The sequence below is a fragment of the Methylococcus sp. EFPC2 genome (assembly GCF_016925495.1).
In the GTDB taxonomy this organism is placed as follows: Bacteria; Pseudomonadota; Gammaproteobacteria; order Methylococcales; family Methylococcaceae; genus EFPC2.
In genome coordinates this window covers 3,821,242-3,838,958 of sequence record NZ_CP070491.1, presented here as the reverse complement: position 1 = coordinate 3,838,958, position 17,717 = coordinate 3,821,242, and the positions used below count along the sequence as shown (strand labels likewise).

Below are 17,717 nucleotides of genomic sequence, written 5' to 3'. Positions count from 1 at the left end.
CAGGCGATGCCCTATTCCCCAGCACGTGGATAGGTTTTTACCTTAAAATGTCGCCTTCTTCTACACAGCAACACCGCCCACCATGAAATCCGTCGAACTGCTCTCGCCCGCGGGCACGATCAAAAACATGCGCTACGCCTATGCCTATGGTGCCGACGCGGTCTACGCCGGCCAGCCGCGCTACAGCCTGAGGGTGCGCAACAACGATTTTCTGGAGCAGAACCTGGCGCTGGGTATCGCCGAAGCCCACGCGTTAGGCAAGAAATTTTACCTGGCCACCAACGTGCTGCCGCACAACAGCAAGATCAAGACCTTCCTCAAGGACATCGCGCCCATCGTCGCCATGGGACCCGACGCCCTGATCATGGCCGACCCCGGTCTCATCATGCTGGTGCGGGAGAACTGGCCCGACATGCCGGTACACCTGTCGGTACAGGCCAATACCATGAATTACGCATCGGTCAAATTCTGGCAGTCGGTCGGTATCACGCGCATCATCCTCTCGCGCGAACTTTCGCTGGACGAAATCGCCGAGATCCGTCAGCAATGCCCGGACATGGAACTGGAAACCTTCGTCCACGGTGCCTTGTGCATCGCCTATTCCGGCCGCTGCCTGTTGTCCGGTTATTTCAATCACCGCGATCCCAACCAGGGCACCTGCACCAATTCCTGCCGCTGGAAGTATGACACCACGCCAGCCACGGAAAACGCGGAGGGCGATATCGTGCCCGTGGGGAAACTGGACATTTCATTCGCCGAACTCAACAAGGCCGATTGCGGCGGCGCGGCCCGCCATCCTCTGGCCGATCAAATCTACCTGCTGGAAGAAGAAAACCGCCCGGGCGAATTCATGCCGGTGATGGAGGACGAACACGGCACCTACATCATGAATTCGAAGGACTTGCGCGCCGTCGAGCATGTGCAAAGGCTGGTCGAGATCGGCGTGGACAGCCTGAAGATCGAAGGCCGCACCAAATCGCATTATTACGTAGCGCGCACCGCTCAGGTTTACCGCCAGGCCATCGACGACGCCCTCGCCGGCCACCCGTTCCAGCCGGAACTTTTAGGCGTGCTGGAAAACCTGGCCCAGCGCGGCTACACCGATGGTTTTTATCAGCGCCACCACACCCACGAGCAGCAGAACTACCTGCGTGGCTATTCGGAAAGCCGCAAACAGCAATTCGTCGGCGAAATCACTGGCTTCGACCCGCTCACCGGCAAGGCCGATGTGCTGGCGAAAAACAAGTTCGCGGTCGGCGACCGGCTGGAACTGATACTGCCGGAAGGCAATCGGGACATCGTCGTCGAGCACCTGGAAGACAAAAACGGCAACCCCCTAGCCGAGGCGCCCGGTGGCGGCTGGGAGGTCAAGATTCCATTGCCGACGGCAGCGGCCAAACTCGGACTGCTGGCGAAGTATCTGCCATCGGCTACGACTGTTTAATCCTTAGAGCGGCACGCCCTGGTAGAGAGGGCAGGCAGTAATGCGCGTCTCGATCTGCTGCTTCAAGGCCAGGAAGGGTTCGCTCTCTATCGTGCCATAACGCTGGGCAAAGGCATCGGCGTCGAGGTTTTCCGGCAGGTCCTTGATGGACGGCATGAACACCGACTCATCGGTTCCGGCTTTCAGCAGAGACTGCACACGTCTCGCCTCATCGGCCGAACGCACCGCAACCTTGCCGAACAAGGCGCCGGCCCGGTCGGCGGCCAAGTCGGTGAAGCTGAAGCCACTGCCGCTATGCGTGTCGTTGATTTCCTTGGCCATGCCGACCACATCGGCCAGGGCTCGATGGCCGGAGATGGCCAGAGCCGCCGAGCCCATGAAATGCTGCGCCATATCGATGCGGCGACTGAGCAGGACACCCCGGCGCGGAAGCCGGACGGAAGCGCCGCCGGCCTCCCGCAACAATTCGCGATTATTGACATAGGCGCCCAGCACCAGAATGATCGCGCGGTTTTCCTCCATGGGCTCGCTTTCGGGAAGCGCGGACCTTTCGTCGGCCAGCGCGAACAAGGACTGCATCAAGACGGCCAGGCTGGCGTAACGCTTGCCTTGCAAGGCGGCGAGAGCCTCGCCCAACCTTTGCTGATATACCAGCATACGCTCCTGGCTGGCCACGTCGACCACCAGCGCCCGCAGTTGCTGGACCGTCTCCTGGTCCCAATTGAGCGCAAGCTGCAAGCGCTCGTCGCCGATCCGCACTTCGCGCAACAGGCGCTCGCCGACCGCGGCATAGCGACCCAGCGAAGTCAACGCCCGCATGACACCGATCAGCCCCCTCACCACCGGCGCCGGCAAAGACAAGCGCCCGACCCTCAAGCGTTTGATGACAGCCTGCGGCTGGGCATCGTCCGCGACCAGCTTCAGATTGAGATAGAGGTCCGCGGACCGGATCGGCAGCCGGATGCTGGCCGTAACGTCGAGCCGGCCACCATGTATCGAGGCGAGGGCATAACCCTGCCAATGCTTACGCAGCAAGGCGAAATTGACCAAGGCGGTCAAATCGTTTTCCGTCAGCGCGACCAATTTGATTCGCTGGCCGTCCGGCCGGGCGGCTACGCCGTCATGCAACAGCGTCCTGGTGGCCGCCAAAAAGGGCTGGGAACCGCCCGGCGGAGCGCTGATCTCCGGCGCCGTTTGCACCATCATCGCCAGTAAAAACCCAAACAAGCCGGCGACAAGCAATAATGCCGTCATGAGCAAACGTAGCTGGCGGGAACACATGGAAGGCGATCGGACTAGTTCGTGGGCGTGCGCTTAGTTTGCCAGAAAAAAACCTGAAATTTCGTGTGATCCAGGGCTTGCAATCGTCACCGCAATAGTTGACTATTTTTCTGGGGATTCGCTATAGTTTTCCTAACCCTTTCGACTGGGAGCAAACCCGTGAGACTGACTACCAAAGGCCGATATGCCGTTACCGCCATGCTGGACCTGGCTTATCACGGCGAGAAACATCCCGTCACACTGACCGACATCGCCAAGCGGCAGAACATTTCACTGTCCTATCTGGAGCAACTGTTCGCCCGGCTGCGCCGAGCCGGCATGGTGGAAGGGGTACGTGGCCCCGGCGGCGGCTACCAGTTGAGCCGCGACTCCGCCAGCATCAATGTCGCGGACATCATCACCGCCGTTGATGAAACCATAGATTCCACCCGCTGCGGAGGAAAGTCCAACTGCCATAATGCTCAGCCTTGCCTGACCCACGATTTGTGGATGGGCCTGAGCGAGCAGATCAGGACTTATCTGTCCACCATCAGTCTGCACGACTTGCTCCAGCGCCGCCAGGTGCGTCAGGTGGCCGAGCGCCAGGACAAACAACCGGTAGCCGCCCATGCGATGGAAAAGCTGGTTCGCCACGAACAGCGGGTTACCGCGTCCTGAAAGACGAGTTGAAGCCCAGCGGGAGTTCTGCGCGAGTCGATGATTTATCTCGACCATAACGCCACGACCCCACTGGACGAGCGGGTGCGGGAATCCATGCTCCCCTATCTGGGACCGCTCTACGGCAACCCCTCCAGCCTGCACCGATTGGGACGAATCGCCCGCAGCGCGATAGGCACCGCCCGCGAACAAGTGGCGGCCCTGGTGGGCGCACAGCCCTCCGAGGTGATATTCACGGCATCCGGCACCGAGGCCGACAATCTGGCGATCAAGGGACTGGCCGGCAAACTCCGCCCCGGCGTGATAGCCAGCCCACTCACCGAACATCCCGCCGTAACGGGACCTCTGGACTATCTGAGCCGGCACGACTGGCGTATACAGACACTGGCGGTAGACGCACAAGGCTCGCTTACCGGCGATAGTCAGGAAGCCTGGGAGCATCCGGACTTGCGTTTCGCGACGGTGATGCTGGCCAACAACGAAACCGGCGTGATTCAGGACATAGCCCGCGTCGCAGATCGCCTCCGGGCCCGCGGCCTTTATCTCCACTGCGACGCGGTCCAGGCGGCGGGCAAGCTCCCGCTCGACTTCCACCGCTGCGGCGCGCATCTGCTGTCGATCTCGGCGCACAAGATATACGGCCCCAAAGGCGCCGGCGCGTTGATCGTACAAACCGGCGTCGAACTCGAACCGCTGCTGCACGGCGGAGGCCAGGAACGCGATCTGCGCGGCGGTACCGAAAACGTCGCCGCCCTGGTCGGCTTCGGGAAAGCAGCGGAATTGGCCAAGTCGGAACTGGATCAGCGGTACGCCCACATGCTGCGACTACGCCAAGTACTGGAATCCGGGCTGGCCAGTCTGCCCGGCGCGACGATATTTGCCGGTGACTCCGAGCGCCTGCCTAATACCGTCCAGTTTGCCCTGACCCGCATCGATGGCGAAGCCTTGGTGATGGCCTTGGACCGGCGCGGTTTTGCCGTTTCCAGCGGTTCCGCCTGCGCCAGCGGCGCCGGCGAACCCAGCCCGGTCCTGCTGGCGATGGGCGTCGAGCCGGACGTAGCCAAGGGCGCTGTGCGCGTCAGCTTCGGCAAAGACAACAGTGAGGAACAAGTGCCTCTGTTGCTGCAGGCGCTAAAAAACATCCTCGCGGATTTCGGCCTGAACCGCGCGGCGGGTTAGAATAAGCGTCCGTTTCTCCCTGGTTAGCCGTCATGTCCATCACCCTCACCGAAAGCGCCGCCAAACAAATCGCCAAACAATTAGCAAAACGGGGTCGCGGCCTGGGGCTGCGCCTGGGCGTCAAAAAGGCCGGCTGCTCCGGGCTCGCCTATGTGGTCGATTACGCCGACGATTTGGGCGGCGACGATCAGGTTTTCGAGGAACACGGTGTCAAGTTGATCATCAACGCCAGCGATTTGCCCGTACTCGACGGCGTCCAGGTCGATTACACCCGCGAAGGCATCAGCGAGGCTTTCCGCTTTCACAATCCCAATGCGAGGGCTTCTTGCGGTTGCGGCGAGAGCTTTACCGTCTGATCAATAGGACGACCCACGGGTGAAATCGATCCATCGGTGATCCTCACTAAGCTCGACATTTTCGATGTACGCAACATCGAATACGCCCAGTTGAATCCGTCGCCCCGCATCAACCTCATCCTTGGTCCCAATGGCAGCGGCAAAACCAGCCTGCTGGAAGCGATATTTCTATTGGGGCGAGCGCGATCTTTCCGTTCGAGCCGCGCCGCCCAACTCATACGCCACGGACGGGACAGCCTCACCGTATCCGGCCGCGTGCAAGGAGATTCGGCGCCCGGGCTGACTTCCCTGGGCGTACGCCTGAGCAAGAAACAAAGGGAAATCGCGCTCCGCGGGCACAAGCTCACATCCAGCGCCGAACTCATCCGTGCCTTTCCCGTCCTCCTCGTACAACCCGCCAGCCACGCCTTGCTGGAGCAATCGCCCAAGTCGCGGCGCCAGTTCCTGGACTGGGGTGCGTTCCATCTCGACCCCGACTATCTGTCCCATTGGCGCGGCTATGTGCGCGCCCTGAGCCAGCGCAATGCGCTGTTACGCCTGGGCGACAATCGCAATGTCGAGACCTGGAACCATGAGCTCGCGCGGTACGGTACAATAGTCGCCGAGTCCCGAGCGGCTTACCTGGAACGGTTGCGCCCTTGCTTCCAAGAGGTAGTGCGGTATTTTCTCGGCCAGTACACTTTCACCTTGTCTTTGTCCGACGGATGGGACAGCGGCACCAGCCCCCTGATCTCGGTACTGACGAATAGCTGGGAGCAGGACCGTAAACTCGGTTACACCCACTCCGGACCCCACCGAGCCGATTTCGCGATCCAGGTCGACGGCAAGGCCGCGCGCAACTTCCTGTCCCGCGGACAGATGAAGCTATTGATCATCAGTCTGCTGCTGGCGCAGGCGCAATGCCTGGAACCCGCGCAGGGCGGAGGCGGCTGCATCCTGATAGACGACCTGGCCTCAGAGCTGGACGAACGCAATCGCATCCGGTTGCTGGAATTCCTTGCCGCCCGCGAGGGGCAATGTTTCATCACCGCGACGGATGGTCGCGTCCGGCACGAACTTAAAGCAGACCTCACGGCCGTATACGACATCGCAAACGGCCGGGTGGAACAGATTTGAACCCAAACTTTGCAACCCAGCGAGCGACTATGGCAGCCGACGATTACGACAGTTCCAGTATCAAGGTTCTGAAAGGACTAGACGCCGTCCGCAAGCGTCCAGGCATGTACATCGGGGATACCGACGACGGTACAGGCCTGCATCATATGGTCTTCGAGGTGGTCGACAACTCCATCGACGAAGCGCTGGCCGGCTATTGCAAGAGCGTTCAGGTGACCATCCACGCCGACGAATCCGTCACCGTTACCGACGACGGCCGCGGCATACCCGTTGACATTCACCAGGAAGAAGGCCGGTCCGCCGCCGAAGTGATCCTGACGGTGCTGCATGCAGGCGGCAAATTCGACGACAACGCTTACAAGGTTTCCGGCGGCCTGCACGGCGTCGGCGTTTCGGTGGTCAACGCTCTCTCTGAAGTGCTGGAGCTTGAAATCCGCAAGAGCGGCCGGCTTTATCAGCAGACTTACCGGCACGGCGAGCCGCAGGCGCCACTCGCGGATGTCGGCGCGGCGGAAGGCTCCGGCACCAAAATCCGCTTCAAGCCCAGTGCCGAAACTTTCACGCACATCGAGTTCAGCTACGAGATCCTGGCCAAGCGGCTGCGCGAGTTGTCCTTCCTCAATTCCGGGGTACGCATCGAACTGCGCGACGAGCGCACCGACCGCGAAGACGTCTTTGAATACGAGGGCGGCATCCGCGCCTTCGTCGAGCATCTGAACAAGAACAAGACCCCCCTGTTCGACAAGGTGTTTTACGTCAGCACCGAGCGCGAAGGCATCACCGTGGAAGCCGCCCTGCAGTGGAACGACTCCTATCAGGAAAATATCTACTGTTATACCAACAATATCCCCCAACGCGATGGCGGCACCCATTTGGCGGGCTTCCGCGCCTCGCTGACCCGTACCCTAAACCAGTACATCGAAGCCGAAGGGCTGCAGAAGAAACACAAGGTCGCGACCACCGGCGACGACGCCCGCGAAGGCTTGACGGCCATACTTTCGGTCAAGGTGCCCGACCCCAAGTTCTCCTCGCAGACCAAGGACAAGCTGGTTTCCTCCGAAGTGAAACCGGCCGTCGAGTCGGCCATGAACGAAAAGTTCGACGAATTCCTGCTGGAAAATCCGTCCGTGGCCAAAATCATCGCCGGCAAGATGATAGACGCCGCTCGTGCCCGCGAAGCCGCGCGCAAGGCCCGCGAGATGACGCGCCGCAAGACCACGCTGGACATCGCTGGGCTCCCCGGCAAACTGGCGGACTGCCAGGAACGCGATCCCGCCCTTTCCGAACTGTTCATTGTCGAGGGTGATTCCGCAGGGGGTTCGGCCAAGCAGGGCCGCGATCGCCGCACTCAGGCGATCCTTCCGCTCAAAGGCAAGATACTCAACGTGGAACGCGCCCGTTTCGACCGCATGCTCTCCAGCGAAGAGGTCGGCACGCTCATCACCGCACTGGGCTGCGGCATAGGCCGGGAGGAATACAACCCGGACAAGCTGCGCTATCACCGCATCATCATCATGACCGACGCCGACGTCGACGGCTCGCACATCCGCACACTGCTGCTCACCTTTTTCTACCGGCAGATGCCCGAACTCATCGAGCGCGGCTATATCTATATCGCCCAACCACCTTTGTACAAGGTCAAGAAGGGCAAGCAGGAGCATTACGTCAAAGACGACGGTGAATTGGACAACTACCTGCTGCAGCTTGGCCTGGAAAAGGCGAAGCTTTATCCCAGCGAGGAAACGCCGCCCATCCAGGGCCAGGGGCTCGAGCAGCTCGCCCGCGAGCACCTCAAGGTCCGCGACCTCATCGATAGACACTCGCACCGCTACGATGAAACCTTCCTCGAAGCGCTCATCGGCTTGCCGCCTCTCGACAAGGAGATCGCGAGCGACAGGGATAGCTTATACAACTGGTTTCAATCACTGGAAGCGCGCTTACGAACCTTGGAAAACATCGCCCAGTTCAGAGTCGATCTAAGTTTCGGCGGTCAAGGCGAATTTTCCGCGCGCGTCCTCAAACGCATACACGGCGTGCAAAAGTTCTTTGAGGTGGGTCCCAGTTTCTTTCAATCCCATGATTACACCCGGCTCGTGGCTTTCGGACAGATGACCGAAGGACTTTTTGGTCCCGGCGCATGCATAGGAAGTGAGGACAAACGGTCCCCCGTCGGCAGTTTCAAAGAAGCATTCGGCTGGATGATGGCTGAAGCCAGGAAGGGTCAGCATATCCAGCGCTACAAGGGCCTGGGCGAGATGAATCCCGAACAGTTGTGGGAAACGACGCTGGACGCCAACACCCGGCGCCTGCTTCAGGTCAGGATCGAGGACGCCATAGCCGCGGATGAAGTGTTTACCACACTCATGGGCGACCAGGTCGAACCGCGACGCGACTTCATCGAGAAAAATGCCTTGGAGGTTTCCAACCTCGATATCTAAGCAGGCTCCAACCGGTTGTTCGTTGGGCCCGGTTCCGTTTGTGGATTCAACCGGTGGATGCAACGGTTTGGTGAAATCGTTGTGCTGGCGTTTCGTAGTTTAGTGTTTTCCTTGGGCGCCCATTCAATTCTCGCGCTACGGCATTAAGCTTGGCTTGTGAATAGGCAGACAAGTCAATTCCCTTCGGGAAATACTGGCGCAGAAGTCCGTTGGTATTCTCATTGGTTCCCCGTTGCCAAGGGTGGTGCGGATCACAGAAATAGACTTGGATGTCGGTAGCCAAAGTAAAACGCTTGTGGTCAGCCATTTCCTTGCCCCGGTCCCAGGTCAGCGATTTGTATAATTCTTGCGGCAATTTATGAGCATTCTTGATCAACGCATTGGTGACGGTTTCGGTGTCCTTTCCGGACAGTTTGAGCAGCATCACGTAACGTGACTGACGTTCCACGAGCGTCGCAATCTGACTGTTCTTGCTGCCGCACAGCAGGTCGCCTTCCCAATGCCCCGGTATGGCCCGATCATCCGCCGCGGCAGGACGTTCGCTAATGGACACGGTATCGACGATTCGGCCGTGATTGTCCGTCTTCTGAGTGTGATGACGAGAACGGCGCATGGCGCGTGTACGACGCAAATACGCCAGCAACTCCTTCTTCAAAGCCCCTCGGGTTTGGATGAACAAGGTGCGATAGATCGTCTCGTGTGACACCTGATGACTTGCATGGTCGGGATAGATGCGCTTGAGCCATCCGGCAATCTGTTCCGGCGACCACAGCAACTGGAGCTTGTTCGCCACGATGTGGGCAAGCGTTCGGCTCTCCACCAGCTTACAACGCTTGGGACGACGCGCCCGATCCCAGGTAGCCTGGTCGGCTTGGCTGGCTCTATAGCAACTCCGACCTCCATTGCGATTGATTTCTCGGCTGATGGTGGAAGGCGCTCGCCCGAGCTGGCTTGCAAGGGTACGAATGGAGTGCCCCGCAACCAAACCTCGGGAAATTTCTTCCCGGTTGCTCAGCGTCAGCGCCAACCTAGAGCGACATCGCGGAGCAGGAGGTATCCCACCTGTCTCCGCCAGAATTCTCTGAACCGACGAGTGGTTGCGATCGAATAGTTGCGCAATCTGCTGGAGGGAGTCGCCCTTTCTCCAGCGCTCCCACATCAGCGCCTTCTGGCTGTCCGTGTAATAGATTCGGGGTCGCTGTTTCATCTGCAACACTCCTTCTGCCTATGCAGATCTAGTATGTTGCATCCACCGGTTGAATCCACATTCTTTAGTCGCCGTTCGCACCCGCTTTCGATTTTCCAAATCCAGGGGCCAGTTCAAGCTCCCCATCACCCGGCCGAATCGGGCTTCCATTCGGCCGCATCACGCCTTATCCCCCACTCGCTCAGCTGTATCTCGGCGCGCTGATAGCGCCGTGACTTCATCAGACTTGCCCAACTCCGGTCTCACAGCACAACATCGGCTTCGCTCGGCTGTACACTCGGTCGCGGAATCGTTACTGCCGGGTTGCTTGCGTTCCATTGAGTGACTGGTGAGTGACTGGGCCCGGGACCGCCGTTAAGCGTGGCACTTTCGCGGGATAGACGCGGAGTCAATAACTCAAACTGATTCCTATCGATACGGGCTTATAAGGCCCGGCTCGTCTAACTTCGATCCGATATCGGAAATAAAAAACCCCCGCCGGTTACCCGGCGGGGGTCAGTTGAACCCGATTCGGTTCGGATGGGATGAGCCACCCCGCGCGGGGCGGCTCAGGCCCACCTTACAGGAAGGACGGGATCAGAGGCGCGTCGATCTGGACGATCTGGCGGGTGCCAGCGGCGTCGAAGAAGAACAGCAGACCGGCGAAACGGCTGTCCGGATCGTAGATGATGTCGGCCAGACGATAGACTTCCCATGCAGCGTCGGAAGCGGTGACTTCGACGGTGCGGGTTTCACCCGGAGCCAGCGGGCTGTTGTCGCTGACGCTCAGGCCGTCTTCCGCCAACAGGTCTTCCGGATAGCCGGTGGTGTCTTTGTAGACATTGGAATCCAGGAAGCGGACCGAGGCGGTGTAGAACTCACCCAGACGCACAGCGCTGGTGCCATTGTTGCTGATGGTCAGCTTGAAGCGAATCGCACGACCCGGCACACGGTAGGTGGCGTCTTCCACCTTGATCGCGATGGTCGGCTTCTTCTCTTCCAGCGCGTGGATGCCACGCAGAGTACCCGCCTGCAGAGGAATGGTGATCGGGTACTTGTTGTTGGTGGCGCTCATGGAAGCCACCACGATCAGGATGGTGCCGGCCAGGAAGGCGGCGCCTACCTTGCGGTCGGTCGGGGTGACGATTTCATTGGCGCGACCCGCATCAACCAACAGGATGCGCGGCAGGAAGACCGGACGGCGGACCCACCAGACGATCCAGGCGGTGCCGAACACTGCCCAGAATACGTGCCAGAAGGCGATGTTGCTTTCACCGTAGGTTTCCAGGTCGATGGTCTGACCGGTCAGGGTGGTCACCGGGTTCTTGAAGTTGGCCATGGAGCCTTCAATGGTGATCCATTTGCCGGGTCCGATGATCGGACCGCCGCCCTGGACGTTCAACATGGTGTGTACGTGCCAGTCACCCGGACGACGAGCGCGCAGTACGACGCGGAACTCGTAGGTGCTGCCGATTTCCAGACGCACGGAACGCGGCACCAGCTGACCGCCGATGTAGGATTCCTTGCGGATGAAGACGGGACCGGGGATACCGATGTTGAGGAACGATACATGCGGTTCGTCAACGGTTTCCGGCCAGCCTTCGAAGACGTGGAACTTACCGGTGATTTCAACGTCTTCGTTGACCTGCACCTTTTCTTTGGACCACTTCAGGTCGTACCAGTGGATGGTACGCATACGCATGAACGCAGCCTGCGATTTTTCACCGTGGGCCGAGGCGCTCGGCGCGTAGAAGCTGGTCGCGGCGAATGCCAACAACAAGCCGACCAAGGACCAGTGCGCGATCCTGTCTCTGATTACTTTCATAGTTCCTCCTCTTTCGAGAATGTTCGTTGTTTCCGCTACCCGGTGAGCCCGGCAGCGGTGTGCTCTTCTTGATGGTTCAGCGCATGGGTGCGGACGCCGCCGACACCCATCCGTTTATCTACTCGCAATTAGCTCTGCTGAATGAACTTGACGGAGCCGAACCAGCGGCCGACGAAGTGCCAGATGAAGTAGATGAGGATGGACATGAACGCAGAGAAGAAGGCCGATACCGGCGCTACGTCCTTACCGAAGGTACGCAGAGTGCCCTTTTCAACCATGCGGATGTACTCGGGGGTACCGGTACGGACATAGTTGTAGCCCTGCAAGTCGGCAACCGACAGCAGCATGCCGTTGTACTCGACCGGTACGTGGAACGGTGCGATGACCGGCCAGTTGCCCGGGTAGAAGATCAAGCCCCAGCCCATGGCGCCAACGATGGCGGTGAACAGGTAGCTGCCGCTCAACAACAGGACGGTGTCGAGAATGATGGCGCCCGGTACGATCTGGGAAGGAAATACCAGGTTGATCGGGAAGTAGGTCCAGCCCCAGAAGTTGAAGTAGCGGTTGATCCACTCACCCAACAGCAGGCCCAGGACCGCCACGGTGGCGCCCCAAGGCAGACGGAAGCGTTCCCACAGAACCGACTGCAGCGCCGCCGGGAAGGTGATCAACACGATCGGTACCACCGTTACCCACAGACGACGATCCTTCCAGTCAACCCAGAAGTCCCAGTCACCCATCGTCAACATGGCGTGAATGTGGTACGAGCCCACCACCACGAAGAAAACAACAAACAACAAGATATAGTCTACGGTCCGCGAGACCTTTACTGCTTCGGCGTGTGACCGAACCGCGGATTGAAGTGCGCTCATGAGTTACCTCCAAAATGTCGCATTTTTATGTTTTCGCAAACCAGATCGACGAGCCGTAGATCCGGCTTACACAGCCTGCTTGCCCGAAGGACAAGTGGCAGGCGGTGCAGACAAAAGCCCGACCGCCCAGCCCGTAGCCTACTTACTTGCTGATCAGACCCTGATCAACAGCTTCGCAGATTTGCTTGCCGATCAGGTTGTTGAAGCTGCTAGCAACTTGCAGCACAACGCCCAGGATCGCCAGAGCCAACCAACCGAAGAACACGAAGCCGTAGTGCAGCGGCGCTACGAACAACTCTTCCATGAACCAGAAGGTGTGACCCCATTCGTTCAGACCGACGTTCGGCAGAATCATGAAAGGACCCACGACCGTGATCAGGTAGGGCAGAGACAGACCCTGCGACCAGAACGGCAGACGGGTCTTCGCATACAGGAAGGCGCCGAAGCCGGTGATGATGTAGATCGGGTAGCTCAGGTAGAACTCGATGATGTGCGACGGGGTGAAGTCGGTGTCGCGCACGATCGTCTGATGCCAGGTGCCGTCCTGCTCGGTGAAGTAGGAAGCGCCCCAGTAGATGGCCCACGCATAAGCGAACAGCCAGATCAGGTGGGTGAAGTTGCGGCGCAGTTCTTCACGCGGGGTGATGGCGGCCAGGTTGCGGTCGCGGGTCTTCCAGATGTAGCCCCACAGCAGCGATGCGGTGACGATTTCCAGCACGATTTCGATGTACAGGAAGTTCATCCAGTAGGTTTCGAATTCCGGTGCGAAAGAATCCAGACCGGCGGACCAGCCGTAAACGCCTTCGTACCAGCGTACCCACACATAGAAAACGGTGTAGATCGCAAACGCAAAAGTCAGCCACTTGATATCAAGCAGCGGCTTTTCCTGGGCGGCGACGCCACCAATAGTTGTTGCAGCCATTGTTACCTCCAGATTTAGGGTTTGCCTCATCGCATGATGAAGCGATTTCTTGTGTCTTCATCCTTAAATCCCCCACCTCATTTGCAGAAGTGAAGCCCCCTACCCTTGGGTGCGCGACACTTTGTCACACCCCCCGTTGCGCTGTCAAGAACTCATCCGGACGATTTCGCATAATCTTTCCGCTGCTAGAATCTTGCCTTCTACCGCATCGCAGGATCGCCCATGATCCACCAGGAACCCACAGTCAGCCGTGAGACTCTCGAACGCCTATTGCGCTACTGCCACCGTCGGCAATATGCGGGGAAGGCCCGCATCATCAAACCCGGCGACCATGGCGATACACTGTTCTACGTCGCCTCGGGCTCGGTGGCGGTCAGCATGCACGACAAGGCGAACGACCAGGACATCGTGCTGGCCTATCTGAACAAAGGCGACTTCATCGGGGAAATCGGCGTTTTCATGGGCCCCATGGTCCGCGACGTGTCGGTGGTAACTCGCGAACCTTCACAGCTCGCCGAAATCGGCTACGCCCGGCTGCATCAGCTGTTACATGCGGAATTGGCCGATTGCGCCGTCGATATTTTGTTGCTGATGGGCAAACAGCTTTCCCACCGCTTGCTCAAAACCAGCCGCAAGGTCGAGAAGCTGGCATTTTTCGATGTGACCCAGCGTATCGTCCACACGCTGGAGGATCTCTGCGGCCAGCCCGACGCCATGACTCACCCGGACGGTATGCAAATCCGCGTGACCCGCCAGGAGCTCGGTCGCATCGTGGGATGTTCGCGGGAAATGGCGGGCAAAGTCTTGAAGAGTCTCGCGGCGGATGGCCTGATATCCGTTTCAGGGAAAACTATTGTGGTCTTTGGCGCCCGCTAAGGGCTTCGCTCGGACGATTGCGTCCTCGTATACAGAGGGGGAAGAACCGCACCCGGGCTCGCCACATCGCGGTGGCCGGCGACTTCCTCCAAGCCGGCAAACCGGCCCCATAACTCGTCGCCCGACCAGGGGGTCTCGACGCGGCCGTATAGGGCGCGCTCCAAACGGTCGACGGCTTCGGCAAACTCCGCTCCCAATTCGCACCACACCGTCAGCGTCAAGGGTTCCTTAGCCGGATAGCGTATGCGCGCCCATCTCAGCAACGCCACGCGCGCCGCGCGGGCGTCGTTCGCCCTGCAGGCGGCCTGCAACTCCCTGCGGACCGACCGTGCGCTGTCATCGCTGGAAGATGACCGGGGACGGGGGAGCCCTTTATCGTCTTTGCGGCCCTTTTTGTAGCGACTGCCCCACCAGCCGGCCGCCGTGATCGCCCAACCCGTCGCACAGAGCAAAGCCAGCCCGAGCCAACGGCTTCCCGGCTCCGCCGAGTCCGGCGGCGTTACGGCAGGCGCTGCCGCCGGCTGCGCCGGTCCCGTCGTCATCGGCTTCGGTGTGGAAACGGCCGCTTGCTGTCCATCGTCAGCCAGCCCCTGAGCCGACTCTATGGTCAAAATGCGCTGCGGGATCCTTGCAACCTCGGGCTGGTCCGTTCGGATGTTCCACCAGGGTATTTCTATCGCCGGCAGGACGATGCGGCCGGCGCGCCCGGGGATCAGGGCTACTTTCTCCTCACGGGCCGCAACGACACCCGAATCTTTCTTTTCCTCGTTCAGACTAGGCTGGTCGGGATATTGCCTCAGATCGGCCACGGTTTCGGGCATCGCTGCAATTTCGGGCAGCACCCCTACCGTCGCACCGACTGCACGCAAACTCAGCGTGCGGGTCACGGGCTCCCCTACCTTCAAGCGACCCGGATCCTGCGACCACGTCTCCTCCAACTGCACGCTTTCGGCGGGAAGCCAGGGCTTGCCGGCGACCGCCGACGGCACCGCACGCACGGTGAGATCCAATGGGTTGGAATTCAAGCGCAACACCCGCGTCGCGCGATTGAACAGGCTGTTGAAACGGGAGCGCCCGCCGTCGGCGACGCGCGCTTCCAGCCGGACGGGATCGATGTGTAGTGGCCCGCTCTTCTGCGGGAACAAGGCATATTTGCGCTCCACGACCGTATAGTCGAGGCCGCCGCGTTGTGCGGTGTAACGGCGTTCCTTGCCCAGGCGCTCGATCAGGGTATCGGCCGGCGCAGGCTCGCTGAGATCGGCGCCCGCGACGTCCACCCTGAAAAAAACCCGCAAGGTATACACGACCTGCGCCTGAACGTAGGGGCTGCGTGGCTCCGCCTCGGCTTCCACTATCAAATCCCCAGACGGCGCGCCGTTCTTGGTCGATGGATCAGGTCCTTCCTCCACGAGGATCGGCGTCGCGGGACTGGCGTCGCGGCCGAAGGAGACGGGCGGCAGCGTCAGACTACCCGCGCGCCTGGCGATCAGAGTGAGCAGCCATTCGGTCTTGCGGTGGAAACGGCCGTTGACGATGGAAACCTGGCTGCTCTGGCTCTGGCTGACGATATCGAAGTCCTGTTTCAAAGGAGCGAAATCGGGCTCGCCGTCGGGCGACGCCTCGGCGCCGAACACGACATTGAACGACTCACCCAAGCGCACCGTACGGCTGTCGAGCGTGACCTGAACGGTGGCGGCCAGCGCCGGCGTCGCGACGAGGAACAGCAAACAGCCGAGCCAACGGATGGACGTGGCGAGTGAGAAGCTCATGGCCGACGCTCCAGTCCCTGGCGCTGCTGATACTGGTAATAAAACTTGCGCCGAAGCAGCCCGCCCGGATCATCGGGAATACGCCGCAACCATTGTTCTCCCGCTTGTTGCTGCTCGCGGCGCTCCGTACTCACCTCGCCCGCAGCCGGCCGATCGCGCTCGGCCGCGGACGTTTCAGATGCCGCGGACCGCGGCTTTTCCCCGCGCCCCTTTGCGTTTTCGCCCTCGCTCATGTCGTCCTTCTGCGTACTATTCTGTTCAGCACGTCGCTCCTGCCGGTTTTCACCCGACTTCTCCTGGTTCGCCTGCTGCTCCTGCGCCCGCTCTCCGCCGTTTTGCCCATTTTCCGGCTTCGCATCCTGCCGCTGTTTGGCGGCTTGGTCTTGTTGCCCATCACCGGGTTTTTCCTTTTTCTGTTCCTGCTGTTGTTGCAAGGCATGCTCCACGAGTTCCTTGTTGTACTTGGCGTCGGCATGCTGGGGGGATAACGCGAGGGCACGGTCATAAGCAGCCAACGCCTCCAGGTAGAGACCCTGCTTCGCCAAGGCGTTGCCGCGATTGTAATGAGCCTCCGCCGTATCCAGCGACTCCAGCGCTCGTGCCGCCTCGGCATAATCGCCGGCCCGATAGAGCGCGGCGCCCTTCCAGGCAGGATCGCTGAATGTCGACGCCGCTTCGGCGTGACGGCCTTCCGCATAGGCCCGGCTCGCGCGCTGGTCCGGGGTTTGCCAGAGACTCGTGCTGCCCTCGGCGTGGCTGGGGACGGGAGCCTGGGCCAGCACGACCGAGACGAATACCCACAGCACGCCTCTGCGGAATGCCAGAGCAGCCAGCGGGAGCAAGCCCAGCAGCAGCCACGGCCCCTGCTCGCGCCATTGCTCCACCCGGAAAACATCCGATCCGGCCCCAGCCCGCGCCTGTTGCGCGAACTGCGCCGTTAACTCGGCGACGTCGGCATCGTCCGCGCCCAGGGTGCGATAAAGCCCACCTCCGGTCGCGGCCAATTGCCGCAGGGCGGGCGTGGCCAGTTGGGAAAGCACGATTTGTCCTCGCGTATCCTGCAAATACCCGCCTTCGGGCAAAGGCACGGGCGCTCCCTCTTCGCTGCCCACGCCCAGGATCGAAAGACGATATCCACTCGCCCGCAATCCGGCGGCGGCTGGCTCCGACTTGCCCAGATTGACACCATGGGTGATCAGCAAGATATCGCCCTGCGTCAGTCCGGCTTGCCCGAGCAACTTCCACGCCCGTTCCAACGCCAGATCGGCACGACCTCCCTGCGTCGGCATGAGATCACTGGTCAAGGCCTCGATTTGTGCCTTGATGGTCGCCACATCGTCGGTCAATGGCGTCACGGTATACGCATCGCCCGAATAAACCAGCAGCGCAGTCAAGCCATCCTTCCGCTGGCGCAGGATATCCTCGATCTTGAAGCGCGCGCGCGCCAGGCGACTGGGCTTGGCATCCGCCGCATCCATGGTCCGCGATAAATCGAGCGCGATGACCAAAGCCGCTTCGTTGCGCAGGGCGGGAGCCGGCACCCGCTGCCAAACGGGGCCTGCCAGAGCCAAGACGGCCAGGACACCGCCCAGCCACCACAGCCAGACGCCGAAACGGCGCCCTCCACCACCCGCGCCCTGCACCAAAATGTGGGGCAGCAGGTCGGGATCGCACAACTCGCGCCAATCGCCGGCGTCACGTCCGCGCCGCTGCAGATATGCGCCCAACAGAACCAAAAGCAGTAGCGCCAGCAGCCACCAGGGCCGCATAAAATGGAATTCGTTCATCTCGGGTAA

General features: G+C 60.5%; 14 protein-coding genes. 7 read left to right on the top strand and 7 right to left on the bottom strand.

The window, feature by feature from the left end; translation table 11 throughout:
- Positions 1 to 82 precede the first annotated feature (82 nt).
- Entirely contained in the window at positions 83 to 1,444 is a 1,362-nt protein-coding gene (yegQ, locus tag JWZ97_RS16425; RefSeq protein WP_205431340.1) for a tRNA 5-hydroxyuridine modification protein YegQ, read from the top strand.
- Positions 1,445 to 1,447: 3 nt separating this feature from the next.
- Here yegQ and JWZ97_RS16420 read toward each other — a convergent pair whose 3' ends face one another.
- Positions 1,448 to 2,698: a hypothetical protein gene (locus JWZ97_RS16420; RefSeq protein ID WP_205431337.1), complete on the bottom strand. Its 1,251-nt coding sequence runs from the start codon at positions 2,696 to 2,698 to the stop codon at positions 1,448 to 1,450.
- A 186-nt stretch (positions 2,699 to 2,884) separates the two neighbouring features.
- Here JWZ97_RS16420 and iscR point away from each other — a divergent pair, with 186 nt between their 5' ends.
- Genes iscR through gyrB form a run of 5 tightly spaced genes read left to right on the top strand, consistent with a single transcriptional unit; the run spans position 2,885 to position 8,471 of the window.
- Complete coding sequence (gene iscR, locus JWZ97_RS16415; RefSeq protein WP_205431336.1) at positions 2,885 to 3,382, top strand: Fe-S cluster assembly transcriptional regulator IscR; 498 nt, start codon at positions 2,885 to 2,887, stop codon at positions 3,380 to 3,382.
- Between the two features lie 39 nt (positions 3,383 to 3,421).
- Complete coding sequence (locus JWZ97_RS16410; RefSeq protein ID WP_205431334.1) at positions 3,422 to 4,561, top strand: cysteine desulfurase family protein; 1,140 nt, start codon at positions 3,422 to 3,424, stop codon at positions 4,559 to 4,561.
- A 32-nt stretch (positions 4,562 to 4,593) separates the two neighbouring features.
- Positions 4,594 to 4,917, top strand: a complete 324-nt coding sequence (locus tag JWZ97_RS16405; RefSeq protein WP_205431333.1) for an iron-sulfur cluster assembly accessory protein — start codon at positions 4,594 to 4,596, stop codon at positions 4,915 to 4,917.
- Between the two features lie 36 nt (positions 4,918 to 4,953).
- Entirely contained in the window at positions 4,954 to 6,033 is a 1,080-nt protein-coding gene (recF, locus tag JWZ97_RS16400; RefSeq protein WP_205431331.1) for a DNA replication/repair protein RecF, read from the top strand.
- Between the two features lie 29 nt (positions 6,034 to 6,062).
- The gene (gyrB, locus tag JWZ97_RS16395; RefSeq protein WP_205431329.1) at positions 6,063 to 8,471 is read left to right on the top strand and encodes a DNA topoisomerase (ATP-hydrolyzing) subunit B; all 2,409 of its coding nucleotides are present in this window, start codon (positions 6,063 to 6,065) and stop codon (positions 8,469 to 8,471) included.
- A 46-nt stretch (positions 8,472 to 8,517) separates the two neighbouring features.
- Here gyrB and JWZ97_RS16390 read toward each other — a convergent pair whose 3' ends face one another.
- The 4 genes from JWZ97_RS16390 to amoC form a co-directional block, all read right to left on the bottom strand.
- Positions 8,518 to 9,678 (bottom strand): IS30 family transposase, encoded by a 1,161-nt coding sequence (locus JWZ97_RS16390; protein ID WP_205431327.1) that lies wholly within the window; start codon positions 9,676 to 9,678, stop codon positions 8,518 to 8,520.
- A 559-nt stretch (positions 9,679 to 10,237) separates the two neighbouring features.
- A complete protein-coding gene (amoB, locus tag JWZ97_RS16385) occupies positions 10,238 to 11,482 on the bottom strand; it encodes a bacterial ammonia monooxygenase, subunit AmoB (RefSeq protein WP_205431325.1) in 1,245 nt (414 codons plus the stop codon).
- Positions 11,483 to 11,610: 128 nt separating this feature from the next.
- The gene (amoA, locus tag JWZ97_RS16380) at positions 11,611 to 12,354 is read right to left on the bottom strand and encodes a bacterial ammonia monooxygenase, subunit AmoA (protein WP_205431323.1); all 744 of its coding nucleotides are present in this window, start codon (positions 12,352 to 12,354) and stop codon (positions 11,611 to 11,613) included.
- Between the two features lie 142 nt (positions 12,355 to 12,496).
- Positions 12,497 to 13,276: a bacterial ammonia monooxygenase, subunit AmoC gene (gene amoC, locus JWZ97_RS16375; RefSeq protein ID WP_205431322.1), complete on the bottom strand. Its 780-nt coding sequence runs from the start codon at positions 13,274 to 13,276 to the stop codon at positions 12,497 to 12,499.
- Between the two features lie 222 nt (positions 13,277 to 13,498).
- On the opposite strand from amoC, the gene crp reads away from it, so the two are divergent.
- Positions 13,499 to 14,152, top strand: a complete 654-nt coding sequence (crp, locus tag JWZ97_RS16370) for a cAMP-activated global transcriptional regulator CRP (RefSeq protein WP_205431319.1) — start codon at positions 13,499 to 13,501, stop codon at positions 14,150 to 14,152.
- On the opposite strand, the gene JWZ97_RS16365 is transcribed toward crp, so the two are convergent.
- A complete protein-coding gene (locus JWZ97_RS16365) occupies positions 14,149 to 15,921 on the bottom strand; it encodes a BatD family protein (protein WP_205431308.1) in 1,773 nt (590 codons plus the stop codon). The genes crp and JWZ97_RS16365 overlap by 4 nt on opposite strands.
- Positions 15,918 to 17,708, bottom strand: a complete 1,791-nt coding sequence (locus JWZ97_RS16360) for a VWA domain-containing protein (protein ID WP_205431307.1) — start codon at positions 17,706 to 17,708, stop codon at positions 15,918 to 15,920. The genes JWZ97_RS16365 and JWZ97_RS16360 overlap by 4 nt, the downstream gene beginning before the upstream one ends.
- Between the last annotated feature and the right edge of the window lie 9 nt (positions 17,709 to 17,717).

What these genes read in the sequence shown, in the direction of transcription:
- yegQ (WP_205431340.1), top strand. Translation starts at nt 83, where the DNA reads ATGAAATCCGTCGAACTGCTCTCGCCCGCGGGCACGATCAAAAACATG.
- JWZ97_RS16420 (WP_205431337.1), bottom strand. Translation starts at nt 2,698, where the DNA reads ATGACGGCATTATTGCTTGTCGCCGGCTTGTTTGGGTTTTTACTGGCG.
- JWZ97_RS16410 (WP_205431334.1), top strand. Translation starts at nt 3,422, where the DNA reads ATGATTTATCTCGACCATAACGCCACGACCCCACTGGACGAGCGGGTG.
- JWZ97_RS16405 (WP_205431333.1), top strand. Translation starts at nt 4,594, where the DNA reads ATGTCCATCACCCTCACCGAAAGCGCCGCCAAACAAATCGCCAAACAA.
- gyrB (WP_205431329.1), top strand. Translation starts at nt 6,063, where the DNA reads ATGGCAGCCGACGATTACGACAGTTCCAGTATCAAGGTTCTGAAAGGA.
- JWZ97_RS16390 (WP_205431327.1), bottom strand. Translation starts at nt 9,678, where the DNA reads ATGAAACAGCGACCCCGAATCTATTACACGGACAGCCAGAAGGCGCTG.
- amoB (WP_205431325.1), bottom strand. Translation starts at nt 11,482, where the DNA reads ATGAAAGTAATCAGAGACAGGATCGCGCACTGGTCCTTGGTCGGCTTG.
- amoA (WP_205431323.1), bottom strand. Translation starts at nt 12,354, where the DNA reads ATGAGCGCACTTCAATCCGCGGTTCGGTCACACGCCGAAGCAGTAAAG.
- amoC (WP_205431322.1), bottom strand. Translation starts at nt 13,276, where the DNA reads ATGGCTGCAACAACTATTGGTGGCGTCGCCGCCCAGGAAAAGCCGCTG.
- crp (WP_205431319.1), top strand. Translation starts at nt 13,499, where the DNA reads ATGATCCACCAGGAACCCACAGTCAGCCGTGAGACTCTCGAACGCCTA.
- JWZ97_RS16365 (WP_205431308.1), bottom strand. Translation starts at nt 15,921, where the DNA reads ATGAGCTTCTCACTCGCCACGTCCATCCGTTGGCTCGGCTGTTTGCTG.
- JWZ97_RS16360 (WP_205431307.1), bottom strand. Translation starts at nt 17,708, where the DNA reads ATGAACGAATTCCATTTTATGCGGCCCTGGTGGCTGCTGGCGCTACTG.